Below are 16,297 nucleotides of genomic sequence, written 5' to 3'. Positions count from 1 at the left end.
CAGTTCCGAAAGCTTCGTCGACCCCGTCGTGATCATGGTCTCGGTGCCGCTCTCGCTCACGGGTGCGCTGGCCGCGCTCTACTTCTCCGGCGGCACGCTCAACGTCTACAGCCAGATCGGCCTGATCACGCTGGTCGGCCTGATCACCAAGCACGGCATCCTGATCCTCGAATTCACCAACCAGCTGCGTGAAGAGGGCAAGGAGATGATCGACGCCTTGGTCGAAGCCGCGGAGCTGCGCCTGCGACCGATCCTGATGACGACGGGCGCGATGGTGCTGGGCGCGGTGCCGCTGGCACTGGCGGAAGGTGCCGGCGCCGAGAGCCGCTCGCAGATCGGCTGGGTCATCGTCGGCGGCATGAGCTTCGGCACGCTGCTCACGCTCTATGTCGTGCCGGTGGCCTATAGCTACATGGCGCGGAGCAAGCACGGCTCACGCCAGGCAGCCGTCGAGGCCCATCCGCAGCCGGCGGAGTAAATATCGCCCGATCCGGGTAGAGGATATCCGGATAGCTCTTAGCGGAAACGTCTATTCGCTTTCGCCGCCGCCGGGCGCTAACCGTCCGGGCGGCGGCGCCAAAGAGCAGGAACTCAGGCGGCCGCCCGTTACGGATCAACGGGAGGAACGGAATGAGGATTGGCACCGGATTCTGGCGCAACGCGGCGGTAGCCGTTTGTCTGGCGAGCTCGATTTCGATCGCGCAGGCGCAGAATTTCCCGAGCAAGCCGGTCACCATGCTGATTCCGTTCGCGGCGGGCGGACCCACCGATGTCGTCGGGCGCCTGGTCGGCGAGCATATGAGCCGCTCACTCGGCCAGCCGGTGATCATCGAGAACGCGGTCGGCGCCGCCGGCACGCTCGCCGGACAGCGCCTGATGGCCTCTTCCGCCGACGGCCATGTCATCCTGATCGGCCATACCGGCACGCATGCCGCAGCGGTCTCGCTCAATCCGAACCTGAAATACCGGCCGGTCGAGGATTTCGCTCCCATCGGGCTGGTCAATACCAATCCGATCTTCCTGACCCTGCGCAAGACCCATCCGAGCAGCACGCTGTCGGAGTTCGTCACCTGGCTGAAGGCGAACGAGAAGGCGGCGAGCAATGCCCATGCCGGCGTCGGCTCGGTCAGCCACACCACCTGCCTGCTGTTCAACACCGTCCTCGGGGTCAAGCCGAACGGCGTGCCCTATCGCGGGACCGGCCCGGCGATGAACGACCTCGTCGGCGGCCAGGTCGACTATCTCTGCGACCAGGCGGTGAACGTCGCGCCGCAGCACCGCGCCGGTACGATCAAGACGCTCGCCGTGGCCTCGACCGCTCGGGCCATAGCGCTGCCGGACGTGCCGACCAGCACCGAAGGTGGCGTCCCCGATTTCAAGGTCGAGGTCTGGAACGCGATGTTCGCGCCCAAGGATACGCCGGCGCCTGTCGTGACCAGGCTGAACCAGGCGCTGAAGGCGGCGCTCGCCGACGCAACGGTGAAGGCCAAGCTCAACGAGCTCGGCGCCGAAATCCCCTCGGCCGAGCTGCAGGAACCGGCTGGCTTGCGCGCCTTCGTCGGAGCCGAGATCGAACGCTGGGCGCCGATCATCAAGGCGAGCGGCGTCAAGATCGAGTGATGCCGCTTCTCACTGAAGCCTGACGGAGACACTCTCGCTGGCGCCGGCGGCATCGATCACGGAGATGCGCATGAAGCCCTTGCCGGGCGGCTGCCAGGCGGCTTCGCGGCGCTTCACCGCCGCGATCACCGGGGCGCCGTCGACCAGCCAGGTGAAGGGCGCGACGCCACCGGAGACCTTCAGGTTGAGCTGTGGCGCGCCCTCGACCGCAGAGGCAGCGAGATCGATCTTGGCGCCCTCCGGTGGGAAGGCGAGCTTGAGCCCCGGCGTCGCCAGCGCGGCGACCGTCTTCGGCACGTCCTGGCGCAGATGGCGCAGCGGCGGCGGCAGGGTGGCGCTGGTTGCGGCGATCGTCCCCGGCGGCTGGACGAAGGGGCGCGGGTCGAGGCCGATGCGGGCGAAGGCATCGAACAGAATGGGCGCCGCGACGACGCGGCCGACGAGGCCCGGCACCGCACCATTGTCGGGCCGACCGACCCAGACGCCGATGGTATGCTTGCGGTCGAAACCGACGGCCCAGGCGTCCCGATAGCCATAGGACGTGCCCGTCTTGTAGGCGATCCGGCCCGGCGGAGCGTTGAGTGGCGGCGGCGCGCCGAGCAAGGTATCGGCGACATACCAGGCGGCGACCGGCTCGACGAGGCGCAACGGCGGCTCAGTGACGCCGCTCGCCGGCTTCACGCGCAGTGGCACGACCTCGCCGCCGCGGGCGAGGCCGACATAGAGCCGCGTCAGGTCGGAGAGCGTAATGCCGAGGCCGCCGAGGCCGATGGCGAGGCCGGGCGCGCCGCCGTCCCTGGGCATGGCAACGGCGGCGCCGGTGTCCTTCAGCCGCGACAGGAAACGCTGCGGGCCGAGCGCGGAGAGCAGCTCGACTGCTGGCAAATTGAGCGAGAGCTGCAGCGCCTTGCGGGCGCTGACCATGCCCTGGAAGCCGAGGTCGAAATTCTCGGGTACGTAGAGCCCGTAGCGGGTCGGCCGGTCCTCCAGCATGGTCTCGGGATGGGCGAGGCCGTTGTCGAAGGCGAGCGCGTAGATGAAGGGCTTCAGCGCCGAGCCGGGTGAGCGCAGCGCCTGCGTCAGGTCGAGCGAGCCGGCGCGCCCGGCGTCGAAATAATCGACGCCGCCGACCGAGGCGCGGATCTCGCCGGTCTCGTTGTCGGCGACCAGGATGGCGATCGAGAGCTGCGGGCCCTGGCCGATAGCGCGCTCACGGGCGAGCTGCTCCAGGCTCGCCTGCCAGCGCGCGTCGATGGTCAGACGCTGGCTGCGTTCTGACGGCGCCTCGGCGACGACCTGCTCGGCGGTATGCGGGGCGAGGTTCGGGAAGGGCTTTCGCGCGGTCGGGATCGGCTCCTCGCGCGCGGCGGCGACCTCGTCGGGCGTCGCCAGCCCAGCTGCTTCGACCCGGGCGAGCACACGCTCGCGGGCCTTGCGGGCCGCTTCCGGGAAACGGTCGGGCCGGCGCGTCTCGGGCGATTGCGGCAGGGCGACCAGCAGCGCCGCCTCGGCGGTCGAGAGCCGCTTTGGCTCCTTGCCGAAATAGGCGAAGCTCGCGGCGCGCACCCCTTCGAGATTTCCGCCGAACGGGGCGAGGGTGAGGTAGAGATCGAGAATCTCGGTCTTGCTGAAGCGTCGTTCGAGTTCGACCGCGCGCACCGCCTGCCTGAGCTTGGCCGAGAGCGATCGCTCCTGGCGCGGTTCGAGCAGCCGGGCGACCTGCATGGTCAGCGTCGAGCCGCCGGAGACGATGCGGCCGTTGGTGAGCATCTGCCCTGCGGCGCGCAAGGCGCCGAGCGGGTCGATGCCGGCATGATCGTCGAAGCGCTTGTCCTCGAAGGCCTTGAGCATGGCGAGGTAGCGCGGGTCCACGTCCTCAGCACCGACCGGCAGCTTCCAGCGTCCGTCCGCGGTGACGAAGGGACGCAGCAACTTGCCCTCGCGGTCGAGCACCACGGTCGAACGATCGCGCGCGGCGGCGAGATGGAGGGGGGAAGGGTCGAGGCGTACCAGAAGAAGGCGGTAGCGGTCGCCGCGACCAGGGCGATGGCGCCGATGCCGGCATATGCGAGCCGGCGCGACCAGTGGCGCTTCCCTTCTCCCCCTGAGGGAGAAGGTGGCCCGAAGGGCCGGATGAGGGGTCGCGCAACTCTTCCGATTGCGGCCTTCAAGGTAAGCCGCCAGCGATCGAGCGCGGCGCGGCCCCTCACCCCAACCCTCTCCCGCAGGGGGAGAGGGGGTGATGTCGCGTCCCGCTCGTCCGGTCGCGCCTTCATGGCGTCACCGCGCCGAGGTGATCTCGACCGTGCCGAACGCCGTCCGGCCGAAGCGGTCGGGCCGGTACATGTCCTCGATCACTGCCGCCGGCGCGACATAGCGGCCGGGCGAGACGGCCCGGGCGATATAGGCCACCGTATAGCTCAGCTGATCGTTCTTGCCGCCATTGCGTTGGAAGGCCGCGACGAAGCGGTCGTCGCGCGCCTCGGTATGCACCGGCGGGACCTCCTGCTTCAGCCAGTTGAGGCCCTCGACCGAGGCGCCTTCGGTGAGCTTGGCGTTCTCGATTTCAAGCCCGGCGGGGACGGGATCGACCATCAGCAGGCGGCCATAGCGCGCCGTGGGCTCGGTGACCTTGAGCGCGACGACATAGCGCTCGTTCTGGCGCAGGCGCGAAGGATCGACCCGCTCGCCCTTCATCGTGAAGAGCGTGCGCTCCAGCCCGAAGCCCTGGTTCAGCGCCGGCTCCGGCGTCGTCGGGATGCCGGAGACGCTGATCACGGCATTGGCCGAGGCGGTGCCGGGATTGCCGATGACGAGCGGCTTGGCCTCCAGCGCCGCCTGCGGGATCGTCCTGTAGAAGGCGCCCTTGCGCTCGGCGCCGTCGACGGTCAGCGCCATGCCGTCCGCCTCCTTGGCCATCGCCGCGGCGGCCATCGCCATCCACATGTTCTCCTGCGTCGAGGTGTAGCGTGCATTCTGGCGCGCGTTCTGGACGACGTCGGCGGCGCGGGAGAGATCGGCGCGCTCGCCATTGCTCTCGGCGATCAGGGTGAGGATGCCGGCGCCATCGCGCAGCCGCGAGCCGTAATCGGCGCGCGACAGGCCGTCGTCGGAGACCTGCTGCAAGGTGCCGAGCGCGCTGGTGAAGGCGGCGCGGCCGCGGGTGCGGTCGCCGAGTAGCGAGAGCGCGGCGCCGATCTGGGCGCGGGCGAGCGGGGAGCCGAAATCGCCGAGCTTGTTGTCGGCGAGATAGCGCAGGTCGCCCATCACCGGTCGGCCATTGCGGGCGAGGACGTAGAGGGCGTAGGCGATGCCGGCCGCTTCCTCCTTATTGATCTCGCTGGTGTTGACGACCTGGTTGCGCAGCCGGTCGAGCGCCATGTTGAACGCCGTCTGCGGCACCGCGAACTGGCGCTCACGCGCCCGGGTCAGGAAGTCGGTGACGAAGGCGTCGAGCCAGAGATCCTCGCCGCCGACGCCCCAGAGGCCGAAGGAGCCGTTATTGCCCTGGCGAGCGAGCACGCGCTCGATCGCGGCGGTGACGCGCTCATCCGCATTGCCGTCGAGCGCCAGCTGCTGCATCGAGGCGAGCCGGTTGACGACCAGCAGCGGCAGCGCCCGGCTGATCGTCTGCTCGGTGCAGCCATAGGGGTAGCGGTCGAGCGCTGCGAGCACCGCCGCGACGTCGAGCGCCGCGACCGGCGAAACCGAGACCGAGACCGCGCCGGAATCCGGCACGAGATCGGCCATCAGGTCAGAGGAGACGGTGAGCTGGCCGCCGCCGGGGATCGGTCTGACGATCCGGCGCGCGATCGTCTGGGTCGAGGGCTGCACGCGCACGGCAAGGTTCTGCACCGTGCCGATGCCGTTCGGACCGGTGATCCTGACGTCGAAGGAGGCGCGACCGATGCCGGCTGCGGTCACGGGGATCGTCAGCGAGCTCTTGGCGCCGGCAGCCATGGTCATGCTGCGGCGGGTCGCGTCGGCGGCGACGACGACCGGGCCCTTGACGTCGAGATCGACGAGATAGGAGCCGGCCGGTCCCTCGACATTGTCGATCTGCAGATGGAAGCGCGACTGGTCGCCGAGCGCCAGGAAGCGCGGCAGCGTCGCCTGCGCCACGATCTGGTCGCGCACGAAAACATCGGCGCTGGCCTGGCCGGTGCGGCCGGCGCTCCACGCGACCGCCATGACGCGGACCGAGCCGTTGAAGGCCGGCAGTTCGAAGTCGACCTTGGCGGTGCCGTCCGGGCCGAGCTTGATCACGCCGGAATAGCGCGCCAGCGGCTCTTGCGTCGGGGCCTCGCCATTGAGCTGCGGGGCGCCGTCGCCACCGGAGCGGATCGCGCCGCGCACTCCCTGCATGCCGTCGATCAGATAGCCGTAGAGGTCCCGAAGCTCGTGCCCAAGCTGGCGCTGGCCGAAGAAGTACTTGCTCGGGTCGGGGCTCTCGAAGCGGGTGAGGTTGAGGATGCCGATATCGACCGCAGCGACGGTGATGAAGGCTTCTTCGCCTGCTTTCGCGCCCGTGACCTTGACCGGGAGCGACAGCGTCGAGAGCGGGCGCACGAGGTTAGGGGCACCGAGATCGATGGCAAGGTTGCGCTCCTCCTTGCCGACGCTGAACCAGGCGAGGCCGATGGCGCGGCCGGGCATGCGCTGCGCAGCCGTGTCCATCGGGCGATGGGCGAGCACGACGAGATAGGCGCTGGCGCCCCAGTCGGATTTGGCCGGGATCGTCACGGTCGTGCCATTGGCGGGCACGTCGACGGTGCGGATCTCGGCGACGCGGTCGCTCATCACCGCGAGCGTCGCCTTGCCGGCGAAGCGCGGCGTCAGGCGCACCTGCATGCTCTCGCCATTGGCGTAGGACGCCTTGTCCAAGGCGACGTCGAGCACGTCGGGCTGGTCGGCGGTCTTGTCGGTCTCGTAGCCGACATTGAAGGAGACGCTGGTCTCGGTCGCCTCGGCGCCGTCGGCGCTGACGTCGAGCCGGTAATTGCCCCATTGCACGGGCGCGGCGATGCGGCCCGGCGCATTTTCGGCGACGGCAACCTCGCCATCGGCGACGCGGCGTGTCGTCTTCACGCCCTCATAGTTCCAGCGGCCGTCCTGATAGAACCACTGATAGTTGCGGCTGACCTTGGACAGTGTCCATTTCAGGCCCTGGCGGGCGATCCGGCGGCCGTCGCCCTGGGCCATGATCACGTCGAAGGTCGCGGTCTGGCCGTTGCCGAGCTCGCCTTCCTTGAAGGCCTTGCGCACGCCGATGGCGGCGCCCTTCGGCACGATCGGCATGGTGACGGAGCGCGCGATGGCGCGCCCGCCGGGCTCGCCGACGCGCACCGTCAATTCGACTTCGAGCGGGCGGTTGGTCTCGGGCTGGGCGACCGGGTTGGCGATGGTGACCTTGCCGTCGGCGCCGGTCTTGGCGGCGTCCTCGAACTCGGCCTGCTGCGGCTCGAAGGCCTCGTCGGTCAGGCCGACCTCGTAGCCGGCGAAACCGGGGATAGCGGTCTGCGCCGCCGAGCGCACGGTCATCGAGCCGGTGACGTCGAGATCGGAACCGGGCGCGCCGTAGAGATAGCGGGCGTTGACGTCGATCTCGGCCGGCTCGCCGGCCTGCAGAACCTGCTTCTTCGGCGCGAGCGTCAATTCCAGCCGCTCGGGGACATAATCTTCGACCAGGAAGGAGACTTCGCCGAGGGCCGCGCCCTTCGGGTCGGAATAGGCCTGGACGCGCCAGGTGCCGGTCTGGGCGCCGGAGATCAGCGGGATCGAATGGGCGCGCCCGCCCGCGCCCTGGTCCTCGATCTGGCGGCGACGGTATTCGACGCCATCAGGCCGCTTGACGACCAGCGTCAGCGGCAGGCCGGAGACGGCTGCGCCCTTGGCGTCGCGCAGCAGCGTCGTCAGGTAGACGGTCTCGCCGGAACGGTAGACGCCGCGCTCTGTATAGAGGAAGGCATCGAGCCCGGCCGGCGCGACGCGGCCCTTCACGCCGCGATCCGACAGGTCGAACGCGGTCTGCTTCAGATCGAGGAAGCCGTAATCCTCACCGACGCTGGCGGTGACGAGGCCGGGCGCATTGCCGCCCTGGCCCTTGCCGAGGGCTGCGTCGAAGCGGGCATAGCCGTCGCGGTCGGACCGAACGGTCGCCAGCACCTCGTTGTTGCGGGCGATCAGGCGCAGTTCCGCATTGGCGACGGGCGAGGCGTCGGCGAGCGAGCGCACCAGCACATGCACGCCGTCAGGCCCGGAGAAGGAGGTCAGGCCGAGATCGGAGACGACGAACCACTGCGTCGCGCGGGTGGTGCCATCGTCATAGTCGCCGTCGCTATCGGACGAACTCGCGGTCCGCGTACCACCGGTGGGCTTGGCGAACATCACATAGACGCCCGGCTGGAGCCGGCCGACTGCCTCCAGCACCGGGAAGGCGGTGGTGACGTCCTTGTTGAGCTCGGACTTCACCGCCATCGTGCCCTTCCAGACGCTCGAACCCTTGTCCGAGGCGATCTGGCCCGCATTGTAACTGCCGAGCTGGCTGAGGAAGTCGTCGGAGTGGACCGAGCCGATCAGGTTGCGGTCGCCGATGCGCATCACCTCGAGATCGAGGCTGTCGGCATTGACCGAGACGACCGGCACGCCCTGCTGGCCGGTACGCGGCAGCACGTAATTCTTGCCGGTGAAGCGCACGGACGGGGCGCGGTCGCGGACATAGACCTCGTAATCGGCCGATTTCAGCAGCTTCTCATCGGGGATGGCGGACGGCACGCCCTGGCGGATGACGAAGCCGTAGCGTTCGCCATGGCGCAGGCCATCGACACAGAGCTGGCGCTCCTCGCCGCTGACGGCGAAATCGCCCTTGCCGGTGATGGCGACATAAGGTGCGAAGTCGACGCGGCCGCGCGAGAGCGGCTCGGAGAACTCGAAGCAGGCGCGGGGGCTCGCCGCGTCGGAATCGACCTTGTTGGAGATGAGGCGGAAGCCGCGCTGGGCCCGCAGCGCCTCGTAGTCGGTACGCAGGGAAGCGTTGTCGGCAAGATCGAGGCTGAGCCGATAGGTGGTCAGCGCCGGGCGCCAGAGCTCGTGCTTCTCGAAGACGCGGGCGAGCACGCCGAGCGAGGAGGCTTCATCCGGACGCGAGGTCGAGCGTTGATAGGCGAGGTAGGCAGCGCTGACGGCGCGTTCGCGTAATTCATAGCGCTCGCGATAATCGCGCGGCTCGATGCCGCTTGCCGCCTGCGCCATCAGGCGCCAGCCGCCGGGGTTGGCGGGATCGGCGACGGCGGCAGCGTTGGCGAGGGGCAGCGCGGCGCGGGCATCGCCGCGGTTGAGGGCGGCGCTGCCGTCGCGCAGCAGGGTGGCGAAGGGGCGCTGGCCGACCGAGACCTCGCGCTTCAGCCGCTCCTCGAGGCGCTGGCCGTCGCTGGCGAGATCGGGCCTGACATAGGCCTTCTGAGCGAAAGCAGGTCCGGCGGCGACAGTCAGGCCGAGCAGGAGGGCGAGGCGGACGAGATGGCGCATGGCTCGGTCTCCGAAAGGCGGGCGGCCGGATTCTGGCTGCAGCAGGCGTCGACGCGATGACGGGTCGACGCATTGCGCGAAGCTAGCACCGGGCGCGTCAGGCGCAACTCGACTTGCGATCGGTTGAGCCCTTCTCGCCTCTTGCCTCTGCAACGAGGCTGACGCTGAATGGCGCCGCGTCGCGGCGCGACCTGAGAAAGACGGAGATGCTCGTGTTCAAGGTTCCCGCGCTGATCGGCATTACCGCCATCCTCGCTTGCCTTAGCGCCGCACAAGCGCAGCAGCCGGCCGATCCGCGGCTCGCAGTGGCGACGCAGGCCTATGCCGCGTTGCCTGAGACCGAGCGCAAGGCGATCCAGGCCGACCTGATCTGGACCGGGCATCTCAACAGCGCCGCCACCGGGAATTTCGGGGCACTGACCTTCCGGGCTGTGAACGGCTTCAAGGCCGGACGCGGCCAGCCCGATGGGCAACTGAGCGCGGCCGAGCGGCAGGAACTGGCGCGGCTCGCCAAAACGGCGCGCGATGCGGCGGGTTTTGCCGTGATCACCGACCAGCCGACCGGCGTGCGCATCGGCATTCCGCAAAAACTCCTGCCGAAGCGCGAGGCGACAGCGACCGGTGGCAGCCGCTGGCAGAGCACCGATGGCAAGGTCACGCTCGATGTCAGCGCAGGCCCTGCGACCGAGCCGCTTCAGGCGATCTTCGAGCGCGCCATCGCGGTCAATCCGAACATCCAGCGTAAGGTCACCTACAAGCTGCTGCAGCCGGCCTTCTTCGTCGTCGCCGGCGAGACGCCGACCGGAAAATTCTTCCGGCGGCAGGCATTGGGGCCAACGGGCCTGCGCGGCTTCTCGATCGGTTACGACAAGAGCATGGCCACAACCTTCGACAAGGTGGTGACCGCGATCGCCGACAGCTTCGAGCCGTTCCCGAGCGGCCCGGCTCCGGCTCCCGTTCCGGCGCAGGCAGTGCCGGGTGCTCCTCCAATTGCCGCTGTACCGGCCCAGCCGGCGACCGAGCGCTTCGGCGTCGGCCTCGTTATCGGCAAGGAGCTGGTGCTGACGGCGCGCGCTGCGGTCGATCCCTGCAAGGGGCTCAAGGTCGGCTCGCGGCCGGCGAAGCTGCGGGCGCAGGACCAGGCGAGCGGGCTCGCGCTCCTCGACGTGCCAGGATTGCCCGCCAGCGCAGTGCCGGGGGTGCGCGATGCCGCGCCTGCGGCGCGGGAGGCAGTGGTCGTGCTGGCCTATGATGGAACCGCGGCTGCGCGCACCCTGGTGGCGCTGCCGGGCGAGGTCGCGAGCGACGCGGTGCTCGCGCCGCTGCAGCTCGGCGGGGCGGGCAGCCCGGTCTTCGACCGCCAGGGCCGGCTCGCGGGGCTGGTTACCGCCAATCCCTTGGACAAAGGGTTGATTGCCGGCGTCGCGCCGCAGCGCAATCATACGATCGCCGGCGTCACGCAGCTCAGGGCGATGCTGGAGAAGGCCGATGCCAAGCCCGCCGCTGCTACAACGAGTAGCGAGCTGAGCACCGGAGCGATTGCGGAGGCCGCCGGCAAAAGCGTGGTGCCGGTGGCTTGCGGGCTTTGAGGCTCACCACCCCGCTCGTGCATACAGCATACAAAGACGGTTGCCTCGTCAGCGGCAATCGGCTCTGATAGCGAGAACACCAAGGAAGCCGCGCCGCGAGGCGAAGAAGCTTTCAAATTTTAAATCGATTGAACGGGAGGGATATCGGAATGAGCAGAATCAGCAGACGTACGGTCCTCAAAGGCGCGGCCGCGGCCGGCGCGGCAGGGCTGATCACGGGCCCGGCGATCGGCCAGGCGCAGTATCCGAGCCGGCCGGTGACCCTGATCTGCCCGTGGGGCGCGGGCGGTGGCACAGATGCAACGGCGCGCATCGTCGCGCAGTTGCTGGAGAAGGATCTCGGTCAGCCCTTCAACGTGGTGAACCGCACCGGTGGCTCCGGCGTGGTCGGGCACCAGGCGATCGCGGCGGCACCGGCGGATGGCTACACGATCGGCATGCTGACGGTCGAGATCGCGATGATGCGCCATCAGGGCCTGACCGAGCTGAAATCGGGCGACTATGCCGCGCTTGGCCTGATGAACGAGGACCCGCCAGGCGTGCAGGTCTCGGCCTCTAGCCCCTACAAGGACATCAAGGAGCTGGCCGCGGCGATCAAGGCCGCCCCTCACGGCAAGCTCAAGGCATCCGGCACCGGCCAGGGCGGCATCTGGCACCTCGCGCTGGTCGGCTGGCTGGTCGCGATGGGGCTGAAGCCCGACCACGTCGCCTGGGTGCCGTCGAACGGCGCTGCGCCCGGCATGCAGGATCTGGCGGCCGGCGGCATCGACATCGTCACCTGCTCGGTGCCGGAAGCCCGCGCGATGATCGACGCCGGCAAGGCGAAGGCGCTGGCGATCATGGCGAGCGCACGCAACCCGCAGTTCAAGGACGTGCCGACGCTGAACGAGTCGCTGGGGATCAACTACTCGGTCGGTGCCTGGCGCGGCATCGGCGCACCCAAGGCGGTGCCGGCCGACATCCAGGCGAAGCTGACGGCGTCGCTGAAGAAGGCCTTCGACTCGAAGGAGTACCAGGACTTCATGAACTCGCGCGGCTTCGGCATGAAGTTCGCCGACGGGCCGGGCTTCGCCAAGTTCATGGCCGACAGCGACACCTCGATGGCGTCGGCGATGAAGGCTGCCGGTCTGGCCAAGGCCTGACCTCGCCGAATCGGGGCGGGCTGGCAAGGATGCCCGTCCGCTCCGTCCGTTTCAGAGTGCGCCGGCGCGGCGCGATGCCAGTTCAACGAGATTCCACAGCATGGTGTTGTCAGACCGCGTGACCGGCGGCGCTATCGCGACGCTCGGCGCCGCCGCCTTCTTCTACGGCTCGAAACTGCCGCCGGTGCCCGGCCAGCAGGTCGGTCCCTCGGCCTTCCCGTCGCTGGTCGGAGCCCTGCTCGTCATCTGCGGCGTGCTGATCGTGCTCGGTGTCGGTCGGCATTTCGAAGAGGTGGCCGAGGCCGACCTCGCCAGCCATACGGCGCCGGAATATCTGGAGCCGCTGCCGGCCTGGCGGGCCTGGCTCGCGCTGCTCCCGCCGGCGCTGGTGATGTTCTACGCGCTTGCTTCCGAAAAGCTGGGTTTCCTGCCGACGGCGGCGATCATGGTGCTGACGGCCTCGCTGGCCTTCGGCGCCCGACCGAAGCTCGCGGTGCCGATGGCGCTGATCGCACCCTTCGTCATCAACCTGATCTTCCTGAAGCTGCTGCGCGTGCCGTTGCCCGGCGGCCTGCTGCCTTTCCCTTGGTAATCCTGCCCGTGGTAAGCCGATGAACACGATGATCCAGGCCTTCGGGCTCGTCTTCGCGCCGGAAGTGATGATCGCGATCTTCGCCTCGGCCATCTACGGGCTGGTGGTCGGCTCATTGCCCGGCCTGTCGGCGACGATGGCAACCGCGCTGCTGGTGCCGATCACCTTCTACCTCTCGCCGATCGCGGCGATCGCGACGATCATCACGGCATCGGCGATGGCGATCTTCTCCGGCGATATTCCCGGCTGTCTCCTGCGCATCCCCGGGACGCCGGCCTCTGCGGCCTATACCGACGATGCCTATGCGATGACGCGAAAGGCGAAGCCGAGACGGCGCTCGGCATCTGCCTGTGGTTTTCGGCGCTGGGCGGCATCGCCGGCACGCTCTCGCTGATGGTGCTCGCGCCGGTCCTGGCCGAGTTCGCGCTCTCCTTCTCGACCTATGAGAACTTCTGGCTCGCCATGCTCGGGCTGATGTGCGCGACGCTGGTGGCGCGCTCCTCGCCGATCAAGGCGATCGCCGCCATGCTGCTCGGCCTGCTGATCACCTGCATCGGCATCGACAACCCCGGTGGCGTGCCGCGCTTCACCTTCGGCTCGACCGACCTGCTGGGGGGATCGAGGTGATCCCGGCGTTGGTCGGTGTCTTCGCGCTGTCCGAGGTGATGCGGGCGCTGACCGAGCGCGAGCCGCCGAAGATCGAAAACCGCCGCCTCGGCAGCATCCTCAAAGGGCAGTGGGCGCTGACCAAGAAATATCCGAAGCAGCAGGCCCGCGGAAACATCGTGGGCATCATCATCGGCGTGCTGCCCGGCGCCGGCGCCGACATGGCCGCCTGGGTCAGCTACGCGATGTCCAAGCGCTTCTCGAAGACGCCGGAGAAATTCGGCACGGGCCATCCCGAGGGGCTGATCGAAGCCGGCGCCAGCAACAACGCCTCGCTCGCCTCGGGCTGGGTGCCGGCGCTGCTCTTCGGCATCCCCGGCGACACGATCACCGCGATCGCGATCGGCGTGCTCTACATGAAGGGGCTCAACCCCGGCCCGACCCTGTTCACCGAGCAGGCGTCGAGCATGTACGCCTTCTACATCATCTTCATCCTCGGCAATATCATCATGATCCCGCTCGGCATCATCATGATCCGGCTGGCGAGCCGGATCGTCGGCGCGCCGCGCTCGGCGGTGATGCCGGTGATCATGGTGTTCTGCGCGGTCGGCGCCTTCGCCACCGGCGGGAACAACCTGTTCGCGGTCTGGTGCGTCGCCATCTTCGGCCTGATCGGCTTCGTGATGGAGAAGAACGGCTATCCCGTCGCGGCGATGGTGCTCGGCGTCGTCATGGGCACCATGGTCGAGCAGAGCCTCGTGACGTCGTTGATCAAGTCGGACGGCTCGATCCTGCCGTTCTTCAGCCGCCCCGTCTCGTCGGTGCTGGCGGCGATGACCTTCGGTGCGCTGCTCTGGCCGGTCTTCGGCTGGACGATGCGCAAGCTGATGGCGCCGCGGCCAGCCGCGGCTTGAGGGCTACTGCCGGCCACGGCACCGAATCAGTGCTAGAGACGGGCGCATGGACGATGCGCTCGACGAGGGGCAGGGCGGCGGCACGGTCGAGGTGCTGATCCCGCTCGGCCTCGACCAGGCCTATAGCTACGCCGTGCCGCCCGGGCTCACGCTCGCGCCAGGCGATGTCGTGCAGGTGCCGCTCGGGCCGCGCGAGACGGTCGGCGTGGTCTGGGAGGTGGGCTCAGGCCGTGGCGGCAATCTGAAAAAGGTGGTCGCCAAGCTCGACATGCCGCCGCTCGATCCGGCGCTGCGCAAGCTGGTCGACTGGGTCGCCTGGTATACGCTCGCCGCCAAGGGCTCGGTGCTGGCGCTCGCCTTGCGTCGCCCGCCCGACGATACGCCGGAGCGGCCGAAACTCGGCGTGAGATTGGTCGGCGCGCCACCGGCGCGGATGACGCCGGCCCGGGCACGTGCCATCGCTGCTGCCGAGGGCGGGCTGCTGATCGGCAAACCGGCGCTGGCCGAGGCGGCGTCGGTCAGTACGGCAGTGATCGATTCGCTCGTCGATGCCGGTACCTTTTCCGTCGAGGCGCTGCCGCAGGAGGCGATCGCAGCCCGGCCTGATCCCGATCATGCCAAACCGCAGCTCTCGCAGGATCAGCAGGCGGTCGGCGATGCCCTCGCCGAACTCGTCCGCAAGCAGGCCTGGCAGGTCGCGCTGCTCGAAGGCGTCACCGGCTCGGGTAAGACCGAGGTCTATTTCGAGGCTGTCGCGGAAGCGATCCGGATCGGGCGTCAGAGCGTGATCCTGATGCCGGAGATTGCGCTCACGGCGCAGTTCATCGACCGGTTCGAAGCGCGTTTCGGCGTCCGGCCGGGGCTGTGGCATTCGGGCGTGAGTGGGCGAAGGCGCGAGCGCTTGCAGGCGGCGATCGCCAAGGGCGAGGCGCTGGTGGTGGCTGGCGCGCGCTCGGCCCTGTTCCTGCCCTACCGGGATCTCGGTTTGATCATCGTCGATGAGGAGCACGAGGCTGCCTACAAGCAGGAGGACGGCGTCGCCTACCATGCCCGCGACATGGCGGTGGTGCGCGGCAAGATCGAAAACGCGCCGGTGGTGCTGGCGTCCGCCACGCCCTCACTCGAAACCCGCGTCAACGCCGAGCGCGGCCGCTACACCCATCTCAAGCTGCCGGAGCGCTATGGCGGGCGCGAATTGCCCACGCTCGGCCTGGTCGACCTGCGCAAGGACAAGCCGGAACGCGGGCGCTGGCTTTCGTCCGGGTTGGTCAAGGCGATCGAGGCGAATCTCGAGGCGAAGGAGCAGTCGCTGCTGTTCCTCAACCGGCGTGGCTATGCGCCGCTGACGCTCTGCCGTGATTGCGGTCATCGCTTCCAGTGCAAGAACTGCTCGGCCTGGCTGGTCGACCATCGGTTTCGGCGGGCGCTGGTCTGCCATCATTGCGGGCATGTCGAGCGCCGGCCGCATGAATGCCCGGCCTGCCATCAGCCCGAGAGCCTCGTCGCCTGCGGGCCGGGGGTCGAGCGCCTCGCCGAGGAGGTCGCGACGCTGTTCCCGCAGGCGCGCTCGATCGTGCTGTCGAGTGATTTTCCGGGTGGAACCGAGCGCCTGAAGCAGGAGCTGATGGCAGTGGCCGAGGGCGAGTTCGACATCGTCATCGGCACGCAGCTCGTCGCCAAGGGTCATAATTTCCCGGGGATGACGCTGGTCGGTGTCATCGACGCCGATCTCGGCCTGACCTCGGGCGATCCGCGCGCCGCCGAGCGCACCTTCCAGGTGCTCCGGCAGGTCACCGGCCGGGCCGGGCGCGGCGAGAGGCCAGGACGGGCGCTGCTGCAGACGCACGACCCCAACCATCCGGTGCTGAAGGCGCTGATCTCCGGCGATCCCGAGCGCTTCTATGCTGCCGAGACGGCGTCGCGGGAAGCCGCCGGCCTGCCGCCTTTCGGGCGGCTCGCTGCGCTGATCGTTTCGGCCAATGCGCAGGCCGAGGCAGAAACGCATGCGCGAGCGCTGGCGCGCTGTGCCGAGGCACCGGCCGGCGTTGCCGTGCTCGGGCCGGCCGAGGCGCCGCTCGCGATCCTGCGTGGGCGCCACCGCATGCGGCTGATCGTCAGGACGGCGCGCGAGATCAACCTCCAGGATTATCTGCGTGCCTGGATCAAGCGCGCGCCAAAACCGAAAGGTTCGGTCAGGGTCGCGGTCGACGTCGATCCGCAGAGCTTCCTTTAGCCGGATTCGCACTGAGCGGGCGTGCAGGCCGCCGTCACCTGCGCCGGCTGCTTCTTTCGACCGCATCCAAAGCA

General features: G+C 68.8%; 8 protein-coding genes and 1 pseudogene. 7 read left to right on the top strand and 2 right to left on the bottom strand.

Annotated elements, in window-relative coordinates; all coding sequences use genetic code 11:
* The first annotated feature begins 43 nt into the window (after window positions 1-43).
* Entirely contained in the window at window positions 44-478 is a 435-nt protein-coding gene (locus tag QO058_RS14990; RefSeq protein ID WP_284167120.1) for an efflux RND transporter permease subunit, read from the top strand.
* 152 nt (window positions 479-630) lie between these two features.
* Window positions 631-1,620 (top strand): tripartite tricarboxylate transporter substrate-binding protein, encoded by a 990-nt coding sequence (locus tag QO058_RS14985; RefSeq protein WP_284167119.1) that lies wholly within the window; start codon window positions 631-633, stop codon window positions 1,618-1,620.
* Window positions 1,621-1,629: 9 nt separating this feature from the next.
* Here QO058_RS14985 and pbpC read toward each other — a convergent pair whose 3' ends face one another.
* Together pbpC and QO058_RS14975 are read right to left on the bottom strand one after the other, a co-directional pair.
* Window positions 1,630-3,576, bottom strand: coding sequence for a penicillin-binding protein 1C (gene pbpC, locus QO058_RS14980; RefSeq protein ID WP_347975312.1), 1,947 nt, complete (start codon window positions 3,574-3,576; stop codon window positions 1,630-1,632).
* Between the two features lie 324 nt (window positions 3,577-3,900).
* Window positions 3,901-9,147, bottom strand: coding sequence for an alpha-2-macroglobulin family protein (locus QO058_RS14975; RefSeq protein ID WP_284167118.1), 5,247 nt, complete (start codon window positions 9,145-9,147; stop codon window positions 3,901-3,903).
* Between the two features lie 212 nt (window positions 9,148-9,359).
* Between QO058_RS14975 and QO058_RS14970 the strand changes: the two genes are divergently transcribed.
* The 5 genes and pseudogenes from QO058_RS14970 to QO058_RS14950 all read left to right on the top strand — a co-directional run bounded on the left by QO058_RS14970 (window position 9,360) and on the right by QO058_RS14950 (window position 16,223).
* Window positions 9,360-10,736, top strand: coding sequence for a trypsin-like peptidase domain-containing protein (locus QO058_RS14970; RefSeq protein WP_284167117.1), 1,377 nt, complete (start codon window positions 9,360-9,362; stop codon window positions 10,734-10,736).
* Window positions 10,737-10,885: 149 nt separating this feature from the next.
* A complete protein-coding gene (locus QO058_RS14965) occupies window positions 10,886-11,878 on the top strand; it encodes a tripartite tricarboxylate transporter substrate binding protein (RefSeq protein ID WP_284167116.1) in 993 nt (330 codons plus the stop codon).
* A gap of 100 nt (window positions 11,879-11,978) precedes the next feature.
* Entirely contained in the window at window positions 11,979-12,470 is a 492-nt protein-coding gene (locus QO058_RS14960) for a tripartite tricarboxylate transporter TctB family protein (protein ID WP_284167115.1), read from the top strand.
* 19 nt (window positions 12,471-12,489) lie between these two features.
* A pseudogene (locus QO058_RS14955) lies at window positions 12,490-13,990 on the top strand (tripartite tricarboxylate transporter permease).
* Window positions 13,991-14,036: 46 nt separating this feature from the next.
* The gene (locus tag QO058_RS14950) at window positions 14,037-16,223 is read left to right on the top strand and encodes a primosomal protein N' (protein ID WP_284167114.1); all 2,187 of its coding nucleotides are present in this window, start codon (window positions 14,037-14,039) and stop codon (window positions 16,221-16,223) included.
* The last annotated feature ends 74 nt before the right edge of the window (window positions 16,224-16,297 follow it).

This window comes from Bosea vestrisii (assembly GCF_030144325.1).
GTDB lineage: Bacteria > Pseudomonadota > Alphaproteobacteria > Rhizobiales > Beijerinckiaceae > Allobosea > Allobosea vestrisii_A.
This window is presented reverse-complemented; position numbering and strand designations above follow the sequence as displayed.

What these genes read in the sequence shown, in the direction of transcription:
- QO058_RS14960 (WP_284167115.1), top strand. Translation starts at nt 11,979, where the DNA reads ATGGTGTTGTCAGACCGCGTGACCGGCGGCGCTATCGCGACGCTCGGC.
- QO058_RS14975 (WP_284167118.1), bottom strand. Translation starts at nt 9,147, where the DNA reads ATGCGCCATCTCGTCCGCCTCGCCCTCCTGCTCGGCCTGACTGTCGCC.
- QO058_RS14965 (WP_284167116.1), top strand. Translation starts at nt 10,886, where the DNA reads ATGAGCAGAATCAGCAGACGTACGGTCCTCAAAGGCGCGGCCGCGGCC.
- QO058_RS14950 (WP_284167114.1), top strand. Translation starts at nt 14,037, where the DNA reads ATGGACGATGCGCTCGACGAGGGGCAGGGCGGCGGCACGGTCGAGGTG.
- QO058_RS14985 (WP_284167119.1), top strand. Translation starts at nt 631, where the DNA reads ATGAGGATTGGCACCGGATTCTGGCGCAACGCGGCGGTAGCCGTTTGT.